A 20,561-nucleotide genomic window follows, 5' to 3' on the forward strand; every position below is an offset into this window, starting at 1 on the left:
TGTTATTTCTTGGGGATTGCCATCAAGTCTACGACCTCGCGGGCGGCCTGGCTGACTTCGTGGTTGACAACCCGGTAATCGAACTCGTCCTGGGCGGCCAATTCGACCTTCGCCGTCTCGAGCCGGCGCTGCTGTTCGACCGAATCCTCGGTGCCGCGGCCGATCAGTCGGCGCACGAGTTCGTCCCAGGTCGGCGGCAGCAGGAACACCAGCACGGCCTCCGGCATCTCCTTGCGCACCGACCGTGCACCCTGGAGGTCGATCTCGAGCAGCACGCTCTGGCCACGGGCGAGCGCCTCCTCGATGGGCTCCCGGGGGGTGCCGTAGCGGAACGCGTTGTGCACGGTCGCCGTTTCGAGCATCTGGCCGGTCTCGATCAGGTGGTCGAACTGCTCGTCGCTCACGAAGAAGTAGTTGACCCCGTCGACCTCGCCCGGACGGGGCGACCTCGTCGTGGCCGAGACGGACAGGTGCACGTCCGGGTAGTTCTCCCGGATGTAGGTGGACACGGTGCCCTTGCCGACGGCCGTGGGTCCGGCGAGCACCACGAGACGGGCTCGCTGCTGCTCCCCGCCGTGATTGTCCCGGCGCTCGAGCCACTCGCGCAGGCGTCGACGCTGCCGCACTCCGAGGCCGCCGACCCGCTTGGACTCCGCGATCCCGAGCTGTTCCATGGCCCTGGCCACCCGGGTGGGCCCGAGACTCGGGATGCTCGTGAGCAGTTCCCGAACCCGCAGGCTCGCCTCGGCCGGCGCCGCACTCGCTGACCAGGCCGCGTCGACGACGTCGAGCGCGCTGCGGGTGCGATCGTGCACGGACTTCTTGACGGCGGCCCTGGCCTGCCTCGCGGCGACGGCGGCGCGCGCCGCGGCGGCCCGGTCCACCTCGGGTGGGGCTACCCGCGGCATGCGAGAACCTCGCTCGCCTGGGTCGCGATGGCTTCGGCGACGCCCGCCGGACCGGCCTGGAGGATGCTGCGGGACGCGCTCACGACGGCGTGCGGGGCCGCCGGTCCGTAGAGCGAAGCGAGTTGGGAGTATCGGGCACCCTGGTGGCCGAACCCGGGCGCCAGTACCGGCGTCGAGGGCGAGCCCGCGAGTTCTCCGAGGTCGATTCCGAAGGCGGAGAAGTCGACTGTGGCCCCGAGGACGACCCCCACGGATCCGCCGACCCCCGACGTGTGCAGTTTGTTCCAGGACACCACATCACCGACGATACTCGCAGCGACGGATCGCCCGGCTCTCGCCCCGCGTGCGACCGTCGCCGTCTGCACCTCGAACGCCTCCGGGTTGGAGGTCGCCGCGAGCACGAAGAGGCCCTTGCCGGCCTGCTCGGCGAGGCGCATCGGAGCCTCGATCGACCCCACGCCCATGTACGCGCTGATCGTCATGGCATCGCACTCGAGCGGTCCGCCCGGCGCGAGCCAGGCCTGCCCGTAGGCCTCGACGCTCGTGCCGAGGTCCCCGCGCTTCGCGTCGGCGATCACGAGCAGTCCGGCGGCACGAGCGGCGGCGAGCACATCCTCGAGCGCCGCGAACCCCGCCGAGCCGTAGCGCTCGAAGAACGCGACCTGCGGCTTGACGATGCCCGCACGACCTGCCGTGGCCTCCACCACGCGGAGGCCGAACTCTCGTGCCCCCGCGGCGGAGTCCGGCAGGTCCCACTCCCTCAACAGCCAGGCGTGCGGGTCGATGCCGACGCACAACTGCCCGACGCTGTCGAACACTGTCGCGAGGCGGTCGCCGAAGCCCACGACGGTCGCCGGGCGCGCCGGCTCAGCCACCCAGCGCCGCCAGTCGCTCGCCGCGCTCGATCGCGTAGTCCTGCAGCGACTTCACGTCGAAGCCGTCGCGGATGGCTTCGACCGAGGCGACGGCGGCACCCAGTTGGGCGATGGTGGTGAAGAGCGGCAGGTCCGCCGCGACCGCGGCAGCGCGAATCTCGTAGCCGTCGACCCGGGCGCTGCGGCCGCTGGGGGTGTTGATCACGACATCCACCTCCGAGCGGTTGATCAGGTCCACGATCGATGGCTCGCCCTCGATCGACACCTCGCCCTGGTCGTACTTGCGCACGACGCGGGCCGTGATGCCGTTGCGGCTGAGGATCTCCGCCGTGCCGATCGTTGCGAGGATCTCGAAGCCGAGCTGCTGCAGTCGAAGCACGGGCAGGATGATCGCGCGCTTGTCGCGGTCCGCCACCGAGACGAAGACGCTCCCGCTCGTCGGCAGCCCTCCGTAGGCCGCCTCCTGGCTCTTGGCAAACGCCTTGGGGAAGTTGGAGTCGATGCCCATGACCTCGCCGGTGGAGCGCATCTCCGGGCCGAGCACCGAGTCGACGACCTGGCCCTCCTTGGTGCGGAAGCGCTTGAACGGCAGCACGGCCTCCTTCACCGCGACCGGCGAATCCATCGGCACGACGGAGCCGTCGACCGGCGGCAGCATGCCGTCTTCGACGAGGGACCGGATGCTGCGACCGACCATGATCAGGGACGCCGCCTTGGCGATCGGCAGCCCCAGGGCCTTCGCCACGAAGGGCACCGTGCGCGACGCCCGCGGGTTGGCCTCGAGCACGTAGAGCACTCCGGCGCCGATCGCGAACTGCACGTTGATGAGACCGCGCACGCCGATGCCCTTCGCGATCGCCAGGGTCGCCTCGCGAACCCGCGCGATCTGCTCGCGACCGAGGGTGACCGGGGGCAGGGTGCAGCTCGAGTCGCCGGAGTGGATGCCGGCCTCCTCGATGTGCTCCATGACGCCACCGACGTAGAGCTCGGTGCCGTCGTAGAGGGCGTCGATGTCGATCTCGATCGCGTCGTCGAGGAAGCGGTCGACGAGCAGCGGATGCCCGGGACCGACGATCCCCTGGTCGGCGATGCGACCGAAGTAGTCGAGCAGCGACGGGCTGTCGTAGACGATCTCCATGCCCCGGCCGCCGAGGACGTAGGAGGGACGAACGAGCACGGGGTAGCCGATCTCCTCGGCGACGACGACGGCCTCCCGATAGTCGATGGCGGTGCCGTTGCGCGGGGCGACGAGGCCGGCGGCGTCGAGGATGCCCTGGAACAGGCCACGCTCCTCGGCGAGGTCGATGGCCTCCGGGGTCGTGCCGAGGATGGTGACGCCGGCCGCCTTGAGGCCCTTCGCCAGCCCGAGAGCGGTCTGGCCACCGAGCTGCACGATCACTCCGACCAGCTCGCCGCTCTGGCTCTCCGCGTGCACGACCTCGAGCACGTCCTCCAGGGTGAGCGGCTCGAAGTAGAGGCGGTCGCTCGTGTCGTAGTCGGTGGAGACCGTCTCGGGGTTGCAGTTGATCATGATGGTCTCGAAGCCCGCGTCGGAGAGCGCGAAGCTCGCGTGCACGCAGGAGTAGTCGAACTCCACGCCCTGGCCGATGCGGTTCGGGCCGGAACCGAGGATCACGACCTTGCGTCGGTCGCTCGGCCGCACCTCGGTCTCCTGGTCGTAGCTCGAGTAGTGGTACGGGGTGAGGGCGGGGAACTCGCCGGCGCAGGTGTCGACTGTCTTGAAGACCGGACGCACGCCGAACGCGTGGCGGATCACGCGCACCTCGGCCTCGGTGAGGCCGCGGAGCGCCGCGATCTGCACGTCGCTGAAGCCGTGGTCCTTCGCAAGCCGCAGCAGGGACGCGTCGAGCGGCCGGAACGACCCGATCTCCTCGGCGACCTCGTTGATCAGCACGATCTGGTCGATGAACCAGGGGTCGATCTTCGTCGACTCGAATACCTCGTCGATCGTGGCCCCGGCGCGCAGCGCCTGCTGCACGGTGACGATGCGGCCGTCGGTGGGCACGGCGGCGATCGCGAGCAGCTCGTCCTTGTCGCCGGGCACACCGTCCCAGTGGAAGCTCGATCCGCGCTTCTCCAGGGACCGAAGCGCCTTCTGCAGCGCGGTGGAGTAGTTGCGGCCGATGGCCATCGCCTCGCCGACCGACTTCATGGTGGTGGTGAGGGTGGCATCCGCGGCTGGGAACTTCTCGAACGCGAACCGGGGAACCTTCACGACCACGTAGTCCAGGGTCGGCTCGAAGCTCGCGGGGGTGACCTTCGTGATGTCGTTGGGGATCTCGTCGAGCCGGTAGCCGATCGCGAGCTTGGCGGCGATCTTGGCGATCGGGAAGCCGGTGGCCTTCGAGGCGAGGGCGCTCGACCGGGAGACCCGGGGGTTCATCTCGATGACGATGACGCGGCCGTTCGCCGGGTCGATCGCGAACTGGATGTTGCAGCCGCCGGTGTCCACTCCCACGGCGCGGATGATGTCGATGCCGATGTCGCGGAGGTTCTGGTACTCGCGGTCGGTGAGGGTGAGCGCGGGAGCGACGGTGATCGAGTCGCCGGTGTGCACACCGACCGGGTCTACATTCTCGATGGAGCATACGACGACGGTGTTGTCGGCGGTATCCCGCATGAGCTCGAGCTCGTACTCCTTCCAGCCGAGGATCGACTCCTCGAGCAGGACCTCGCTCGTCGGGCTCTGGTGCAGGCCGTCGCCGACCATGCGCACCAGTTCGGCCTCGGTGTACGCGAAGCCCGACCCGAGCCCGCCCATGGTGAATGACGGCCGGATCACGAGCGGGTAGCCGAGATCCTTGGCGAACTCGATGGCCTCGCCGACCGTGTGGGCGATGTGGCTGCGCGCGACATCCGCCCCGGCGTCGAGAACGAGCTGCTTGAAGATCTGCCGATCCTCGCCCTTGTTGATCGCCTCGAAGTTCGCGCCGATCAGCTCGACGTCGTACTTCTCGAGGATGCCGTGGTTGTGCAGGTCGATCGCGGCGTTCAGCGCGGTCTGGCCGCCGAGGGTCGGCAGGATCGCGTCCGGGCGCTCCTTGGCGATGATCGTCTCGATCACCTGCCAGGTGATCGGCTCGACGTAGGTCGCGTCGGCGAAGTCGGGGTCGGTCATGATCGTGGCGGGGTTCGAGTTGATCAGGATCACCCGCACACCCTCCTCGCGGAGCACACGGCAGGCCTGGGTGCCCGAGTAGTCGAATTCGCAGGCCTGGCCGATCACGATCGGGCCTGAGCCGATCACGAGAACCGAGGTGATGTCGTCGCGCTTGGGCATTACTTGCTTTCCGTCTCTGCGGCCTTGACGGCGAGAATGAGGTCCCTGAACCGGTCGAACAGGTAGTTGGCGTCGTGCGGGCCGGCGGCCGCCTCCGGGTGGTACTGCACCGAGAAGGCCGGGATGTCGAGGGCGTTGAGTCCCTCGACGACGTTGTCGTTGAGGTTGACGTGGCTCACCTCGACGCGGCCGAACCCGGCCGGCGAGTCGAAGACCCCGTCGAGCGGGGCGTCGACGGCGAAGCCGTGATTGTGGGCGGTGATCTCCACTCGTCCCGTGGCCTTGTCGAGAACCGGCTGGTTGATGCCGCGGTGGCCGAAGGGCAGCTTGTAGGTGGAGAGGCCGAGCGCGCGGCCGAGAAGTTGGTTGCCGAAGCAGATCCCGAAGAACGGCAGCCTCTTGCGCAGCACCGCCTGCAGCAGTTCGACATGGGTGCCGGACGCGGCGGGGTCGCCCGGCCCGTTCGAATAGAAGACCGCATCCGGGTGCAGCGCGAACAACTCGTCGGCCGTCACCGACTGCGGCAGCACGTGCACGTCGAGGCCGCGCGAGGCGAGGTAGCGCAGGGTCGAGTCCTTCACGCCGAGGTCGAGCACGGCCACCGAGCCGATTCGCTCGGATGTCGCGAGGAGGGTCTTGGGCTCGGTCACCGACACCCGCGCCGACAGGTTGAGTCCCTGCATCTGCGCCCCGGCGCGCACGATGGCGAGCTGCTCGGCCGCGCCGAGCGCCGCCTCGGCGCCGGAGAAGATTCCCGAGCGCATCGCCCCGGCATCCCTCAGTCGACGGGTGACGGCGCGTGTGTCCACGCCGCTGATGCCCACGACTCCCTGCTCCACGAGCTGGTCGTCGAGGCTGCCGTTCGCGCGGTAGTTGGACACGATTCGCGACGGGTCGCGCACCACGAAACCGGCGACCCAGACGCGGTCGGACTCCGGGTCTTCGTCGTTCACCCCGGTGTTGCCGATGTGCGGGGCCGTCATCATCACGATCTGTCCCGCGTAGGAGGGATCGGTGATGGTCTCCTGGTAGCCGGTCATCCCGGTGGCGAAGACGGCCTCCCCGAGGGCGCGCCCTCGGGCGCCGTACGCGTTCCCGTCGTATCGAGTTCCGTCTTCGAGCACGAGGACGGCGGGTTCGAAGCGCGTCACGATGCCTCACTTCCATGGGTTTGAGAGCGGTCGAGCAGTCGCTCGACCGCCTCGATGATCGGGGTGGGGTCTGCCTGCTCGGCGACGCGGAGGTAGCTGTCGACCTCCGTGTCGCCCAGGGTCCAGGCGATGAGAATCAGTCCGCCGGTCTCGACCACACGGTCGATGGTCCAGGTGGCCCGCTCCACTGCGCGGAGCGACTCGACGGGGAGGAAGGCCTCCGGCTCGCCGGCGATGCCGAGCACGATGCCGCGATCGGCGACGGTCACCGTGGCGCGCGCCCGGAATCCCAGCCCGCCCACCGCGATGCGTTCGAGGGGCCGCCCCGCGACGGTGGTCGCCACGTAGAAGACGTCGGCGGAAGCGAGGACGGCGCCGATCTCGGCGGGCACGGCCGGCGGCCGCGGTACATGGGACTGCCGCCGCCGGCGGGCACGCCAGCCGATGGCCATCCCGGCGAGGGCGAGCACGATCACGGCCACCACGATCGAGGTCGAGACCGCCCTATCCATTGCGCACCCCCGCCTCGCGAGCGCCGGCCGCCGCGGCGAACCGGGCGACGGCATCCGCCTCGACGAGTTCGCCGTCGAGTACCGTCGCGTATCCGTCGTGGATCGTCGCCACCACCCGCCCCGGCAGAGTCGTCTCGAGGTACGGGGAGTTGAGACCCTTGCCACGCAGGCGACTCGTGTCGAAGACCCGGCTTGCCGATGCGTCGTAGAGGGTGAACTCGGCAGGTGACCCCACCGCGATTCCGCGGTCGTAGCCATCGAGCCTGCCGATCGCCGCCGGCGCGCGGGAGAACACCCTGGCCACGTCCGACCAGTCGAGCAGCCCGGTGTCCACCACCGAGGCCTGCACCACCGAGAGCGCGGACTCGAGGCCGACCATGCCGAAGGCCGCAGCCTCCCACTCGCAGTCCTTAGCCTCGACCGGATGGGGCGCGTGGTCGGTCGCCACGATGTCGATCGTGCCATCGGCAAGTCCGGCGCGCACGGCATGCACGTCCTCGTCGCGGCGCAGCGGCGGATTGACCTTGTACCGGGAGTCGTAGCCGCTCGCGAGCTGTTCGGTGAGCAGCAGGTGGTGCGGGGTGACCTCGGCGGTCACGGCGATTCCGCGCGCCTTCGCCCAGCGCACCACATCCACCGAACCGGCGGTCGACAGGTGGCAGATATGGAGCCGGGCGCCCACGTGCTGGGCGAGCAGCACGTCCCTCGCGATGATCGACTCCTCCGCCACGGCCGGCCAGCCGGCCAGGCCGAGCTCGCCGGAGAGGGTTCCCTCGTTCATCTGCGCGCCCTCGGTGAGCCGCGGCTCCTGCGCGTGCTGGGCCACCACTCCCCCGAACGTCGTGACGTACTCGAGTGCGCGACGCATGAGCAGGGCATCCGACACGCACTTGCCGTCGTCGGAGAACACGCGAACCCGCGCCCGGCTGTTGGCCATCGCGCCGATCTCGGCAAGCTGCCTGCCCTCGAGTCCGACCGTGACCGCACCGATCGGCCGTACGGTGACGTAGCCGGCGGCCACGCCGAGGGCCTGGACCTGCTCGACCACGCCCGCGGTGTCCGCGACGGGCGAGGTGTTGGCCATGGCGTGCACGGCGGTGAAGCCGCCGATCGCCGCGGCCCGCGACCCGGTGAGCACCGTCTCGCTCTGCTCGAACCCCGGCTCGCGCAGGTGGGTATGCAGGTCGACGAGGCCGGGAAGGGCGATGAGGCCGTCGGCGTCGATCAGGCGATCCGCCGAGGCGAAGATGGCCTTGCCGAGCTCGGCGATCACGCCGGCTCGAACGAGGATGTCGGTGCGGGTGCCGTCCGCGAGGGTCGCTCCCCGCACCAGGATGGTTTCGGTCATGACAGGGTCCTTTCGCCGGAGAGCAGAAGGTAGAGCACTGCCATCCTCACCGACACTCCGTTGGCGACCTGCTCCAGCACGGTCGATTGGGGCGAGTCGGCGGCTCCCGCTGAGATTTCGAGACCGCGATTCATCGGCCCGGGGTGCATCACAATGCTATCCGGGCCGAGACGGTCGAGACGGCCGTCGTCGAGGCCCCACTGCCGCGAATATTCGCGCGCGTTCGGGAAGAATGCCGCGTGCATCCGCTCGGACTGGATTCGCAGCATCATCACGACGTCCGCCTGCCGGGCCAGGGCCTCGTCCAGGTCGAACAGCACGGCGACCGGCCACTCGTCGACGCCGATCGGCAGGAGGGTGGCCGGCGCGACCAGCGTCACCGAGGCGCCGAGAGTCGTGAGCAGCCACACGTTCGAGCGGGCGACGCGGGAGTGCAGGATGTCGCCCACGATCGTCACCGTCACGCCGTCGAGGCCGTGGCCGCGGGACGCCGGACCGTGCAGCCTTCGTCGGATGGTGAAGGCGTCGAGCAGGGCCTGGGTGGGATGTTCGTGCGTGCCGTCGCCCGCATTGACGATCGCCGCCTCGATCCAGCCCGCGTTGGCGAGCACGAGCGGCGCACCGGAGGAGCCGTGCCGGATTACGACGGCGTCCGCTCCGATGGCGGCGAGGGTCTGCGCGGTGTCCTTGAGGCTCTCGCCCTTCGAGACGCTCGACCCCTTCGCGCTGAAGTTGATGACATCCGCGCTCAACCGCTTCGCGGCGGCCTCGAAGGAGATCCGGGTGCGGGTCGAATCCTCGAAGAAGAGGTTAACCACGGTCTTTCCGCGCAGGGTGGGGAGCTTCTTCACCTCACGGTCGGCGACGTCGGCCATGTCCTCCGCCACGTCCAGGATGGCGATTGCCTGGTCGCGGGACAGGTCGCGGGTGCTCAGCAGGTGCCTCATGATCCGCTCTCCTCGATCGACACGTACTCGTCGCCGTCGATCTCCTGCAGGTGAACGTTGATGCGCTCGCTCTGCGACGACGGCAGGTTCTTGCCCACGAAGTCCGGGCGGATCGGCAGTTCGCGATGGCCGCGGTCGATGAGGGTCGCGAGGCGCACGATGCTCGGCCGGCCGATGCTGCCGAGGGCGTCGAGGGCAGCGCGGATCGTGCGGCCGGAGTAGAGCACGTCGTCGACGAGAACCACCGTCTTGCCGTCGATTCCGCCCGGCGGCACCTGGGTGGGAGACGGCGCGCGGGTGGGGTTGCGGCCGAGGTCGTCCCGGTACAGCGTCACGTCGAGGGCGCCGACCGGCACGAGCGTGCCGGAGATCTCCCGCAGCAGGCCCCCGATGCGATCGGCGAGCACGACTCCGCGCGTGGGGATGCCGAGGATGACGAGATTGTCCGGTCCCCGATTGGACTCAAGGATCTCGTGGGAGATGCGAGTCAACGCGCGGGTGATATCAGCTTGCTGGAGCACGATTCGTGCGGGCAATCTGACCTCCTTCCCCGCCTCTCTGGACGGAATTTAAGGATGTCTACAGCCCACACTATACCGGGCGCCGGGGCGCGCCGGGGCACGCCGCGTTTCTCCGCGCGACCCGCGTTGCTCCCGCCGGGCCGGGCACCGCGCAACCCGCGCAAATCCGCGTTTCTCCGGAGGTTCCAGCCGAAATCGACCGCAGCGGCCGAAAACGGACCGGATCGGATGCCCCAGCGGCAAAACCTCCGGAGAAACGCGGGGCGGGCGCGGCACCGGGCTGGCCGCGCCGCGTAACGCGAAACACGAAACGTGTAACGCGAAACGCGGGCGCGGCGTCACCGCGAGCACCGCAGCGGTCAGACGTGCAGCTGGGCGATCCGGCCGAGCAACCCGTTGACGAATCCGGCCGAGTCCTCAGTGCTGTACTCCTGCGCGGCCTCGACGGCTTCGGAGATGGCCACGGCATCCGGAATCTCGTCGTTGAACATGATCTCCCAGATCCCGATGCGCAGGATCGCACGATCGAGGACCGGCATGCGGTTGATGGTCCAGCCCTGGGCGTGAGTCTCGATGAGTTCGTCGATCTCGTCGCCGTGCTCGGCGATGCCCTCCACGATCTCGCGCGCGTAGGCCCAGGACGCCCACCGGTCGGGCTCACTCTTCGCGCGCTCGGCCTCGACGGCGATCGCGGAGTTGAGCGAGATCTCGCGAACGTCTGCCCCGTAGAGCAGGTCGATCGCGCGCTTGCGTGCCTTGGTGCGGGCGCCCACTAGTTGACGCGGCCGAGGTAGCTGCCGTCGCGCGTGTCGACCTTCACCTTGGTGCCCTGCTCGAGGAACAGCGGCACCTGGATCTGGTAACCGGTCTCCACTGTGGCCGGCTTGGTGCCGCCGGTTGAGCGGTCGCCCTGGAGGCCTGGCTCGGTGTAGGTGATCTCGAGCACGACGGATGCCGGGAGCTCCACGTAGAGGGGGTCGCCGTTGTGCAGGGCGATCGTCACGTTCTGGTTCTCCAGCATGAAGTTGGCCGCGTCGCCGACCTGGGCGGCCGACAGGGTGATCTGGTCGTAGTTGCCCACGTCCATGAAGACGTAGTTCTCGCCGTCGGCGTACAGGTACTGGAACTCCGAGCGATCGACCGTCTCGGTCTCGATCTTCGCGCCGGCGTTGAATGTGCGGTCGACGACCTTGCCGCTCATGACGTTCTTGACCTTGGTGCGCACGAACGCGCCGCCCTTGCCGGGCTTCACGTGCTGGAAGTCGATCACGGTCCAGAGCTGGCCGTCCATGTTGAGAACGACGCCGTTCCTGATGTCAGCTGTTGAGGCCATGGCTGTAGAAATCCGTTCTGGAGGGAAAAGGTTGGTGGGCGCCCAGGCGCCGAAACCACAAGTTTACCGGCTCGGCGCACCGAGCAGGGCATCCGCTAGCCGAGGAGCCTGTTTACGGCGTCGAGGGCGAGCAGGTAGGAGTCGAAACCGAAGCCGGCGATCACCCCGGTGGCGACACCGGAGATCACGCTGTTGTGGCGGAACTCCTCGCGCGCGTGCGGGTTCGAGATGTGCACCTCGATGAGGATCAGGCCCGCCTTGGTGACCAGGGCAGCGGCATCCCGAAGAGCGTAGGAGTAGTGCGTGAACGCCGCCGGATTGAGGATCACCGGGCTGGACGTGTCGACGGCCTCGTAGAGCCAGCCGATGAGCTCCGCCTCGTCGTTCGTCTGGCGCAGGTCGATGGCGTGGCCGGGAGGCGCCTCGGAGTCGAGCCTGGCGCGCAGGTCGTCGAGGGTGCCGCTGCCGTAGACGTCCGGTTCCCGGCTGCCGAGGCGACCGAGGTTGGGACCGTTGAGTACGAGGATGCTGCCCATGGATGTCGAGCCTACCGGGCGACATCCGCCCGCCGGACTCGTCGGGTCTCGCTCGCCCGACCGCCGCGCGTTTCTCCGGAGGTTCGGCCCTCGGCGCATCCATTTCGGGCCGATTTCCCGCGTGTCGACCTCGTCGACCGCGAAACCTCCGGAGAAACGAAACCTCCGGAGAAACGAAACCTCCGGAGAAACGAAACCTCCGGAGAAACGTAGGTACGGCGCGGGGCGGGATGCGCGGTGCTAGGAGCCGATCTCCTGGTAGGCCGCGAAGAGCAGGCTCTCGTCGGGCCCGGTGAGGGTGGTCGGCTTGGCGATGTCGTCGAGCACGATGAACCTCAGCAGGGCCCCTCGGGCCTTCTTGTCGCGCTTCATCACAGACAGCAGGGTGCTCCAGCGCCCCGCCGGGTAGCTGACCGGCAGCTGCAGCGAGGTGAGGATGCTGCGGTGCCTGTCGACAACCTCGTCGGACAGCCGACCGGTGAGTCGAGCGAGCTCCGCCGCGTAGACCATACCGATCGCGACAGCGGCCCCGTGCCGCCACTGGAACCTCTCGGCGTATTCGATCGCGTGGCCGAGGGTGTGGCCGTAGTTGAGAATCTCCCGCAGGCCGGACTCCTTGAGGTCGTGCCCGACCACCCGTGCCTTGATGCCTATCGACAGCTCGACCAGCCGACGGAACTCGTCGGACCGCGGGTCGGTCGCGATCTCGACGGAGCGCTCGATGATGTCCAGGATCTCGGGCTCCGCGATGAAGCCGTACTTCACGACCTCGCCGAATCCGGCCAGGATCTCCATCTGGCTGATGCCGTCGAGGGTCTCGAGGTCCACCACCACTCCGGCGGGCGGGTAGAACGCGCCCACGAGGTTCTTGCCCTCGGCGGTGTTGATCCCGGTCTTGCCGCCGATCGCCGCGTCCACCATGCCGAGGAGGGTCGTCGGCACGTTGACGAGCCGCACCCCGCGCAGCCAGGTGGCGGCGACGAAGCCGGCGAGGTCGGTGACCGAGCCGCCTCCGAAGCCGATCACGGCATCCGAGCGGGTGAAGTCCGCCTGCCCCATCACCTGCCAGCAGAACGCCGCGACCTCCACGCGCTTTCCGGTTTCGGCGTCCGGGATCTCGGCGAGCAGCACCTCGTAGTCGCCGGTGAGGCTCTCCCGCAGCGCCGCCGCCCGCGCGCCGAGCGTCGGCGGATGCACGATGAGCACCTTCCGGGCGTTCGGCCCGATGATGCCGGGGAGGCGATCGAGGATGTTGCGCCCGACGATGACGTCGTAGGCGTCCGCCCCGGGGACCGGGACGGTGATCTTGGTGACGGTGCTCACTCGGTGTCCTTCATCGGGTCGCCGGCGGAGGCCCACTCGGCGATTTCGTTTGCGATCGAGTCGAGCGGTCTGCTCGAGGTGTCCCAGGTGGCGGAGGCGAGCCGCTCGTAGATCTCGCGGCGGCCCTCGACGAGCCTCGACCAGGCCTCGATCCCGCCCGCGACGAGCGGTCTGGTCGACCCGGCGATGCGTGCCTCCACCGCCTCCGGGCTCACGGTCACGAGCACGACACGGTGGGCCGCCAGTTCGCGCTGGGTGTCCGGGTTGAGCACCGCTCCCCCGCCGAGCGAGACCACCGCACGCTCGGTGAGCGCCTGGGCCACCTCCGCGCGTTCGAGCCGGCGGAAGTACTCCTCGCCGCGCTGGGCGAAGATCTCGGCGATCGGGCCGTGTTTGGCCACGATGCGCCGGTCGGTGTCGATGAAGCTCGCCTTGAGCAGCCGGGCGATCCGCTTGCCCAGCCTGGTCTTTCCCGCGCCGGGCGGCCCGATCAGCACGACGTGCGGGCCGGCCTCGCTCACGAACCGAGCAGCGGGTCGGAGGCCGCCGAGGTGCGCAGGTTGCCCGGGATGGCGGCGAGATAGCCGTCGAGGTTGCGCCGGGTCTCCACGATCGAGTCCCCGCCGAACTTCTCGAGCACCGCGTTGGCGAGCACGAGCGCGACCATGGCCTCGGCGACGACTCCCGCCGCCGGCACGGCACAGACGTCCGAGCGCTGGTGGTGCGCCTCGGCAGGTCCGCCGCCGGCGATGTCCACGGTGCGCAGCGCGTGGGGCACGGTGGAGATGGGTTTCATCCCCGCGCGCACCCTCAACACGGTTCCGGTGCTCATGCCGCCCTCTGTGCCCCCGGCGCGGTCGCTCGACCGGGCGATGCCGTCATCCGTCTGGAAGAGTTCATCGTGGGCCTCTGAGCCACGGCGGGTCGCGGTGAGGAATCCGTCGCCTACCTCGACGCCCTTGATGGCCTGGATGCCCATGAGGGCCGCGGCGAGCTGGGAGTCGAGCCGACGATCCCAGTGCGTGTACGAGCCGAGCCCGGGCGGCACCCCGTAGGCGAGCACCTCCACGACGCCGCCGAGGGTGTCGCCGTCCTCGTGGGCGGCGTCCACCTCGGCGACCATGAGCGCCGAGGTCGCCGCGTCGAAGCAGCGCAGCGGGTCGGCGTCGAGGGCCTCGACGTCGGCCGGGCCGGGAAGCGCGCTGCCCTCCGGCACGCGCACGGACCCGATGGACAGCGTGTGGGCGAGCAGCCGGATGCCGAGCTCGCCGAGGAACGAACGGGCGACGGCCCCGAGGGCGACCCGGGCGGCCGTCTCGCGGGCGCTCGCGCGCTCGAGCACGTTGCGCGACTCGTCGAAACCGTACTTCTGCATTCCGACGAGGTCCGCGTGCCCCGGCCGCGGACGGGTGAGCGGGGCACCTCGGCCCTTGGGCAGCGACTCCGGGTCCACCGGCTCCGCGCTCATCACCTCGACCCAGCGCGGCCACTCGGTGTTGCCGATGCGCAGCGCGATCGGGCTGCCCATGGTCAGGCCGAAGCGCACACCGCCGCTGATCGTGAGCTCATCCTGCTCGAACTTCTGGCGAGCGCCGCGGCCGTAGCCGAGCGTGCGGCGGTGAAGGTCGGCGCGAATCCCGGCCATCGACACGGGCACTCCGGCCGGCAGTCCCTCGAGGATCGCCACCAGTTCCGGACCGTGCGATTCCCCTGCGGTCAACCATCGAAGCATGGTGATAATCCTTGCACAGGCAGAAACTCCTCCCGTGCGCGTTCGCCTACTCCGGCGCCCCGTCGAGACCGACGGCGACCCTCATCGCGCTGAACACCCGGTGCTCGCCGCGCAGCGCACGATGCGGATGCCCGCTCACGAAGATGCGCACCTGCATGAGCGCCTGGTTCACGAGCATCTCGATTCCGGGAATCACCCGGCCGCCCGCCTCGAACCACGAGGCCGCGAGGGGTGTCGGCCACGGGTCGTATGCCACCTCGAGCAGCACGCTCTTCGCCCGGGTCTCCTCGGTGAACGGGATGTCGAGCTGCGCCGAACCCGGGATGGTGCTAATCACCACGTCGGGCACGACACTGTCGTCGAGCTCGCTCAACTGCTCGATCTCCACGTCGACGCCGAGTCGATCGCCCAGCGCCAGGAGCCGCGTCACCTTTTTCGGCGTGCGCGCCGAGATGGCGATTCGGGTCGCCCCGAGTTCGGCGACGGCCGCCATCGCCGAGGCCGCGGTTGCTCCTCCGCCCAGGAGGCGCACCGAGCTGAGCCGGCGCACCCCCACCGAGCGGAACGCCTCGCGGAAGCCGTACACGTCGGTGTTGAATCCGCGCGTCGTGCGTCCGCCGGGCCGCGGGTCGAAGACGACGGTGTTCGCGCCGCCGGTGATCTCCACGTACTCGTCCAGCTCGTCGAGAAACGGCAACACGTCGCGCTTGAGCGGCATCGTGAGCGAGAGTCCTCGCCATTCCGGCCCGCAGGAGGCCAGGAAGCCCGGCAGGGCATCCGTCGTCACCTCGATCGCGTCGTACGACCAGGGCAGCCCGAGGGCGGCGTAGGCGGCCCGATGCAGGGCGGGCGACTGGGAGTGCGCGATCGGCGAACCGAGCACCGCGAGCCGACGCTCGACGACGGTCACCCGTCGAACCCCGGGTGGGCGCGCAACCACGCCTGCCACTGTTTGACCGCCGCGTTGTGCTCGGCGAGGGTCGTGGAGAACACGGTCTCCCCCGTCTGGCCGTTCACGAGCACGAAGAAGAGCCAGGTGCCGTCCGCCGGATGCAGCGTCGCCTTGATCGCGGCGTCGCCCGGGTTGGAGATCGGCCCGATCGGCAGACCGGTGTGCGCGTAGGTGTTGTATGGGTTGCTCTTGTCCGCGCGCTGGGCGTCGGTGGTGGAGATGGTGGTGCCCCCGGAGCCGTAGCTCACCGTCGCGTCGGACTGCAGCGGCATGCCGGCCGCGAGACGGTTGTCCCAGACCCGCGCCACCTTGAAGAAGTCGGCCGAGCTGCCGCCCTCCTTCTGGGTGAGCGCGGCGAGGGTGAGTACCTTGTGACGGTCGGCCGGGGCCACACCATCGGCGTCCAGGTGCTGGAACATCGTGGTGACGAGGGTCTGGAGCACGGCGTGGGCGGTCTGACCCGGTTCGATCGAATAGGTGGCAGGAAAGAGGTAGCCCTCGAGGTTCGGCGCCTCCGCCGGAAGACCGAACGACTTGTAATCCGCGGCGGCCACCTCCAGCTGCGCCGCCGAGATTCCGGTGCTCTCGCTCAGGTCGGCAAGACGCTTGATCACGCCCTTGACGGTGATCCCCTCGGGAAGCACGAGCTGGGTCGACACCTTGCTCTTCGGATCGGTGAGGGCGGCCAGGGCCGCCTTCGCACTCATCTGCTTCTTGAGCGCATAACTGCCGGGATGGAACTGCACCTGCGGATCCTGCTTCAACAGAAGCTTGTAGAACGCGGTGTAGGTCTTGGTGACCCCGGCGCTCGCAAGAGTCTTCGCGACATCCGAACCGATCTGGCCGTTGGTGATCGTCACGACGACCCTGCCGGTGCCGGAGCCGGTGTAGTCGATCGGCTCGGCCCAGCCGAGCACCTGCTTGATCTGCGGTTCGAAGGTGAAATAGGCGGCCGCCGAGGCCCCGCCGAGCACCGCGACGATGCCGATGAGCACCCACAGCCAGGTGAGCCTGCGTCTGCGGCGCGGCGGCAGCCCGTGCTCGTCTACGCGGTCGCCGCCCCGCCTCGCGCGCTCGTGGCGGATGGGCGCCTCGGCGGTCGTCCTGGTCTCGCGGCGGCGAGAGCCCTCCCGCGCCTCCCGGCGACCGGAGCTCTCCTTCGCCTCCCGGCGACCGGAGCTCTCCTTCGCCTCCCGGCGACTCCGGGGTGCCGACTGGTCATCCGCGGCGGTCGGGCTGGGTTGCGATGAAAAGATGTCATCCCAGCTGGGCTCATCTGCCACGAGTCACGTTCCTTCGTCCGGCTCGACGGCGGCTCCGGGTGGTGTTCCACCGGATCTCTCGGCGTCGAGGGCGTGCTGCAAGATTATAACCGCCGCGACTTGGTCGATGACCGGCCGCGACTTCCTGGTGCTGCGGCCGGTGGCGCGCATTGCGCGGTGCGCTGACACCGTGGAGAGCCGTTCATCCACGAGCCGAACAGGCACCGTGGCGGCACTCGCGACTCGCGACGCGAAGTCCCGAGCATCCTGGGTGGACGCGGAGTCTGCCCCGGAGAGTGCGAGCGGCAACCCGACCACGATCTCGATGGCGGCACGCTCGGCGGCCTCGGCCAGGATTCGCTCGACGTCGCCGTCTCCCCGTTGCACAGTCACCACGGGGGTCGCGAGCATACCGTGAGGGTCGCTCGAGGCCACGCCGATCCGAACCTTGCCGACATCGATTCCCAGCCGTACGCCTGGCCGCACGCGCTACCTCGGCAGCGCGGCCACAATGGCCTCGAGCGCGGCCGGGATCGCGTCGAGCTTCGACCCGCCACCCTGGGCGAGGTCGTCCTTGCCGCCACCGCCGCCGCCGAGAACGGCTGCGGCGGTCTTCGCGAGCGCCCCTGCCTTGACTCCGCGCTGACGAGAGGCCTCGTTGGTGGCGACGATCACCGCCGGCTTGCCGGCGACATCCGCGGCGAGGGCCACGACGGCCGGCTCCGCGCCGAGTCGGCCGCGAACCGCGGTCACGAGGCTCCGGAGATCGTCGGACGACGACAGGGCGCCGACGTGCCTGCTGAGCACGGTGAGTCCCGCGATGGAGGCCGCCTCGGCGACGAGTGCCGGCACTCGTTCGAGAAGGGCCGCGGACTCGAACTCGGCGATTCGCTTCTCCGCGGCCTTGAGGCTGGAGAGCAGTTCGGAGATCCGCTCCGGAATCTGGTCGCGGGGCGTCTTCAGGCTCGAGGTGAGCTCGGAGACGATCGCCCGCTCGGTGGCGAGGTCGCGGAACGCCTCGATGCCCACGAGCGACTCGATGCGGCGGTTTGTCGACCCGATCGACGACTCGCTGACCAGGTTGATCAGCCCGATCTCGGAACTGCGGGTCACGTGGGTGCCCGCGCACAGCTCGAGCGACCATGGACCGCCGATCTCCACGACGCGCACGGTCTCGCCGTACTTCTCGCCGAAGAGCGCCATGGCCCCGAGCGCCCGCGCCTCGTCGAGCGGCATCACGCGCGTCTCCACCTCGAGGTTCTGGCGGATCGCGTTGTTGGAGATCTCCTCGATCTCGCTGCGCGTGGCTGCGGACAACGGATTGCTCCAGTTGAAGTCCAGGCGCATGTAGCCGGCCTTGTTGTACGACCCGGCCTGGTGCGCCTCCGGCCCGAGCACCTCGCGCAGCGCGGCATGGATGAGGTGGGTGGCCGAATGGGCCTGGGTCGCGCCGCGGCGCCACTCCGGGTCCACCACGCTCGTGGCGGCGGCTCCCACGCTCACCTCTCCCGAGCGCACCTGCACCCGGTGGCTCACGAGACCCTTGACCGGGCGCTGCACGTCGAGCACCTCGAGGTCGAATCCGTTGCCGACGATGCTTCCGGCGTCGGCCTCCTGGCCGCCGGATTCCGGGTAGAGCGAGGTCTCGGCGAGGATCACCTCGGCGATGTCGCCGGCCGCCGCGCGGTCGACGGACACGCCGCCCACGATCAGGCCGAGAATCGTCGAATCGGTGGTAAGGAAGTCGTAGCCGGTGAACACCGTCTCGCCCTTGGCGCGGAAGGCGCTGTACACGGAGAGGTCGGCCATGAGGGTCTTCTTGGCCTTCGCATCGGCCTTCGCCATGGTGCGCTGGTCGAGCATGAGCGCGTCGAAGGCCGCACGGTCGACGCTCAACCCGGCCTCCTCCGCCATCTCGAGGGTGAGGTCGATCGGGAATCCGAATGTGTCGTGCAGCAGGAAGGCCGTGTCGCCAGGCAGCTCGCGGGCCCCGGACTTCTGCGTCTTCGCCACTGCCAGGTCGAGGATGCTCGTGCCGCTCACCAGGGTGCGCAGGAAGGTCTCCTCCTCCGCATAGGCGAGCCGCCCGATGCGGTCGAAGTCGTGCTCCACCTCGGGGTAGGCGGCCTTCATCGCGTCGCGCGACGTCGTGAACAGTTCGGTGAAGGTGGGGGCGTCGACGCCGAGCAGGCGCATCGAGCGCACGCTGCGGCGCAGCAGGCGGCGCAGCACGTAGCCGCGACCCTCGTTTGACGGCGTGACCCCGTCGGCCATGAGCATGAGGGCGGAGCGGACGTGGTCGGCGACCACGCGCATCCGCACGTCGTCATCGTGATCGGCACCGTAGCGCCGGCCGGAGATCTCGGCCGCCCGGTCGAGAACGGGGCGCACCTGGTCGATCTCGTAGAGGTTCTCGACACCCTGCTTGATGAACGCCACGCGCTCGAGTCCCATGCCGGTGTCGATGTTCTTCTTGGGCAGTTCACCGAGGATCTCGAAGTTCTTGCCCTGGCCCGGTCCGCGCAGATACTGCATGAACACGAGGTTCCAGATCTCGATGTAGCGGTCGTCGTCGGCGGCCGGTCCGCCTTCCTTGCCGTACTGCGGTCCGCGGTCGAAGAAGATCTCCGAGCTCGGCCCGGCCGGTCCCGGCTGTCCGGTTGACCAGTAGTTGCTCTCCATGCCGAGGCGCTGGATGCGTTCGTCCGGCAGGCCGGCGATCCGCTTCCAGTGGCCCACGGCCTCGTCGTCGTCCTGGTAGACGGTGACCCAGAGGTCCTTCTCGGCGAAGCCGTAGCCGCCGTCGGCCTCGGAGGTGGTGAGCAGCTCCCAGGCATAGGCGATCGCCTGCTCCTTGAAGTAGTCGCCGAACGAGAAGTTGCCGTTCATCTGAAAGAACGTGCCGTGCCGCGTCGTCTTGCCGACCTCCTCGATGTCGAGGGTGCGGATGCACTTCTGAACGCTCGTGGCGCGCGGGTACGGCGGCGGCACCAGACCGGAGAGGTACGGAACGAACGGCACCATGCCTGCCACCGTGAAGAGCAGCGACGGATCGTCGCTCACGAGGGAGGCGGATGGCACGACCGTGTGGCCACGTTCGGAAAAGTAGTCGAGCCAGCGTCGACGAATATCAGCGGTCTGCATGGTGTCCTGGTTTGGGGGCCGAGTGGACTCGGCCGGGAGGTATGGGGTCTAGCTCGAGGCGCGCTTCGACAGGTCGGCGATCACGCCTTCCGCGTCCGCCACCGCCGCCCGCAGCTCGGCCTCGCGAGCCTTGTAGCCGTCGATGACGGCGTTCGAGAACTCGTGGGCACGGCTGTCGACATCATCGAAGAACCGCCTGCCCTCTGGGGTCTTGTTCAACTGGTGGGCGGCGACGAAGCCGAGGCCGACCCCGATGATGAGCCACAGTACGTTCTTCATGAAAATTACTCCCTCGTGAGCGGCGAAACGGATGTCCCGCCAGCGAAGCCTGAATCAAGCTTACTTCGAACGGGACTTCGGCTTCAGCCCGGAGATCGCGACGCGTACCGCCGCGGTGAAACCGGCGAGCTTGATGAGCGGGCCGCCGAGGGTGGCCGCGAACAGCGCGATGAGCGACGAAACGTTGCCGGTGGCATCCGCGATCCCGCTCGTGATCGCATCGATCCTGGCGAGCTGCTTGTTCGTCTCGCCGATCGTCACGGTCGCCTCCTCGAGGATCGGCGTCACGTTGGCGCTGAGCTCGTGGATCGCATCGCGGGTCTCGTCGAGCACTCGGCCGAGCTTCACCAGGGGGACGGCCAGCAGCCCGACCAGCACGGCGAAGACCGCCGCGGCAATCAGTCCGGCAATGTCGCCACCGCTCATGAGATCCGCCA

The 20,561-nt window shown here is 69.0% G+C and carries 20 protein-coding genes; all 20 read right to left on the reverse strand.

Annotated elements, in window-relative coordinates:
• Positions 1–2: 2 nt before the first annotated feature.
• The 20 genes from gmk to FVP33_RS04030 all read right to left on the reverse strand — a co-directional run bounded on the left by gmk (position 3) and on the right by FVP33_RS04030 (position 20,550).
• A complete protein-coding gene (gmk, locus tag FVP33_RS03930) occupies positions 3–908 on the reverse strand; it encodes a guanylate kinase (RefSeq protein WP_147782329.1) in 906 nt (301 codons plus the stop codon).
• Positions 896–1,783: an orotidine-5'-phosphate decarboxylase gene (gene pyrF / locus FVP33_RS03935; RefSeq protein WP_187270565.1), complete on the reverse strand. Its 888-nt coding sequence runs from the start codon at positions 1,781–1,783 to the stop codon at positions 896–898. The genes gmk and pyrF overlap by 13 nt, the downstream gene beginning before the upstream one ends.
• Positions 1,776–5,084 carry a carbamoyl-phosphate synthase large subunit gene (gene carB / locus FVP33_RS03940; protein ID WP_147782330.1) on the reverse strand — a complete coding sequence of 1,103 codons (3,309 nt, stop codon included), beginning with the start codon at positions 5,082–5,084 and terminating at the stop codon, positions 1,776–1,778. Before carB ends, pyrF begins: the two co-directional genes overlap by 8 nt.
• Positions 5,084–6,235, reverse strand: a complete 1,152-nt coding sequence (carA, locus tag FVP33_RS03945) for a glutamine-hydrolyzing carbamoyl-phosphate synthase small subunit (RefSeq protein WP_425460932.1) — start codon at positions 6,233–6,235, stop codon at positions 5,084–5,086. Before carA ends, carB begins: the two co-directional genes overlap by 1 nt.
• Entirely contained in the window at positions 6,232–6,747 is a 516-nt protein-coding gene (locus tag FVP33_RS03950) for a PH-like domain-containing protein (protein WP_147782332.1), read from the reverse strand. Before FVP33_RS03950 ends, carA begins: the two co-directional genes overlap by 4 nt.
• A complete protein-coding gene (locus FVP33_RS03955; RefSeq protein ID WP_147782333.1) occupies positions 6,740–8,095 on the reverse strand; it encodes a dihydroorotase in 1,356 nt (451 codons plus the stop codon). The genes FVP33_RS03950 and FVP33_RS03955 overlap by 8 nt, the downstream gene beginning before the upstream one ends.
• On the reverse strand, positions 8,092–9,042 hold the full coding sequence (locus FVP33_RS03960) for an aspartate carbamoyltransferase catalytic subunit (RefSeq protein ID WP_147782334.1): 951 nt from the start codon (positions 9,040–9,042) through the stop codon (positions 8,092–8,094). Before FVP33_RS03960 ends, FVP33_RS03955 begins: the two co-directional genes overlap by 4 nt.
• The gene (gene pyrR / locus FVP33_RS03965; protein ID WP_147782335.1) at positions 9,039–9,578 is read right to left on the reverse strand and encodes a bifunctional pyr operon transcriptional regulator/uracil phosphoribosyltransferase PyrR; all 540 of its coding nucleotides are present in this window, start codon (positions 9,576–9,578) and stop codon (positions 9,039–9,041) included. Before pyrR ends, FVP33_RS03960 begins: the two co-directional genes overlap by 4 nt.
• Positions 9,579–9,922: 344 nt before the next feature.
• Complete coding sequence (nusB, locus tag FVP33_RS03970; RefSeq protein WP_147782336.1) at positions 9,923–10,336, reverse strand: transcription antitermination factor NusB; 414 nt, start codon at positions 10,334–10,336, stop codon at positions 9,923–9,925.
• Positions 10,336–10,896: an elongation factor P gene (gene efp / locus FVP33_RS03975; protein WP_147782337.1), complete on the reverse strand. Its 561-nt coding sequence runs from the start codon at positions 10,894–10,896 to the stop codon at positions 10,336–10,338. Before efp ends, nusB begins: the two co-directional genes overlap by 1 nt.
• Before the next feature lie 95 nt (positions 10,897–10,991).
• A complete protein-coding gene (locus FVP33_RS03980) occupies positions 10,992–11,432 on the reverse strand; it encodes a type II 3-dehydroquinate dehydratase (RefSeq protein WP_147782338.1) in 441 nt (146 codons plus the stop codon).
• Between the two features lie 240 nt (positions 11,433–11,672).
• Positions 11,673–12,755, reverse strand: coding sequence for a 3-dehydroquinate synthase (aroB, locus tag FVP33_RS03985; RefSeq protein WP_147782339.1), 1,083 nt, complete (start codon positions 12,753–12,755; stop codon positions 11,673–11,675).
• Entirely contained in the window at positions 12,752–13,276 is a 525-nt protein-coding gene (locus FVP33_RS03990) for a shikimate kinase (protein WP_147782340.1), read from the reverse strand. Before FVP33_RS03990 ends, aroB begins: the two co-directional genes overlap by 4 nt.
• Positions 13,273–14,487 carry a chorismate synthase gene (gene aroC / locus FVP33_RS03995; RefSeq protein WP_147782341.1) on the reverse strand — a complete coding sequence of 405 codons (1,215 nt, stop codon included), beginning with the start codon at positions 14,485–14,487 and terminating at the stop codon, positions 13,273–13,275. The genes FVP33_RS03990 and aroC overlap by 4 nt, the downstream gene beginning before the upstream one ends.
• 46 nt (positions 14,488–14,533) lie before the next feature.
• Positions 14,534–15,397 carry a shikimate dehydrogenase gene (locus FVP33_RS04000; RefSeq protein ID WP_147782342.1) on the reverse strand — a complete coding sequence of 288 codons (864 nt, stop codon included), beginning with the start codon at positions 15,395–15,397 and terminating at the stop codon, positions 14,534–14,536.
• The gene (gene mltG / locus FVP33_RS04005; RefSeq protein ID WP_246142159.1) at positions 15,394–16,722 is read right to left on the reverse strand and encodes an endolytic transglycosylase MltG; all 1,329 of its coding nucleotides are present in this window, start codon (positions 16,720–16,722) and stop codon (positions 15,394–15,396) included. Before mltG ends, FVP33_RS04000 begins: the two co-directional genes overlap by 4 nt.
• 3 nt (positions 16,723–16,725) lie before the next feature.
• Positions 16,726–17,187, reverse strand: coding sequence for a Holliday junction resolvase RuvX (ruvX, locus tag FVP33_RS04015; protein WP_147782343.1), 462 nt, complete (start codon positions 17,185–17,187; stop codon positions 16,726–16,728).
• A gap of 3 nt (positions 17,188–17,190) precedes the next feature.
• Positions 17,191–19,845 carry an alanine--tRNA ligase gene (gene alaS / locus FVP33_RS04020; protein WP_147782344.1) on the reverse strand — a complete coding sequence of 885 codons (2,655 nt, stop codon included), beginning with the start codon at positions 19,843–19,845 and terminating at the stop codon, positions 17,191–17,193.
• 48 nt (positions 19,846–19,893) lie between these two features.
• The gene (locus FVP33_RS04025) at positions 19,894–20,124 is read right to left on the reverse strand and encodes a hypothetical protein (protein WP_147782345.1); all 231 of its coding nucleotides are present in this window, start codon (positions 20,122–20,124) and stop codon (positions 19,894–19,896) included.
• A 60-nt stretch (positions 20,125–20,184) separates the two neighbouring features.
• Positions 20,185–20,550, reverse strand: a complete 366-nt coding sequence (locus tag FVP33_RS04030) for a DUF948 domain-containing protein (RefSeq protein WP_147782346.1) — start codon at positions 20,548–20,550, stop codon at positions 20,185–20,187.
• Positions 20,551–20,561 lie beyond the last annotated feature (11 nt).

Origin of the sequence: Lacisediminihabitans profunda (assembly GCF_008040105.1) — a bacterium.
In the GTDB taxonomy this organism is placed as follows: domain Bacteria; phylum Actinomycetota; class Actinomycetes; order Actinomycetales; family Microbacteriaceae; genus Lacisediminihabitans; species Lacisediminihabitans profunda.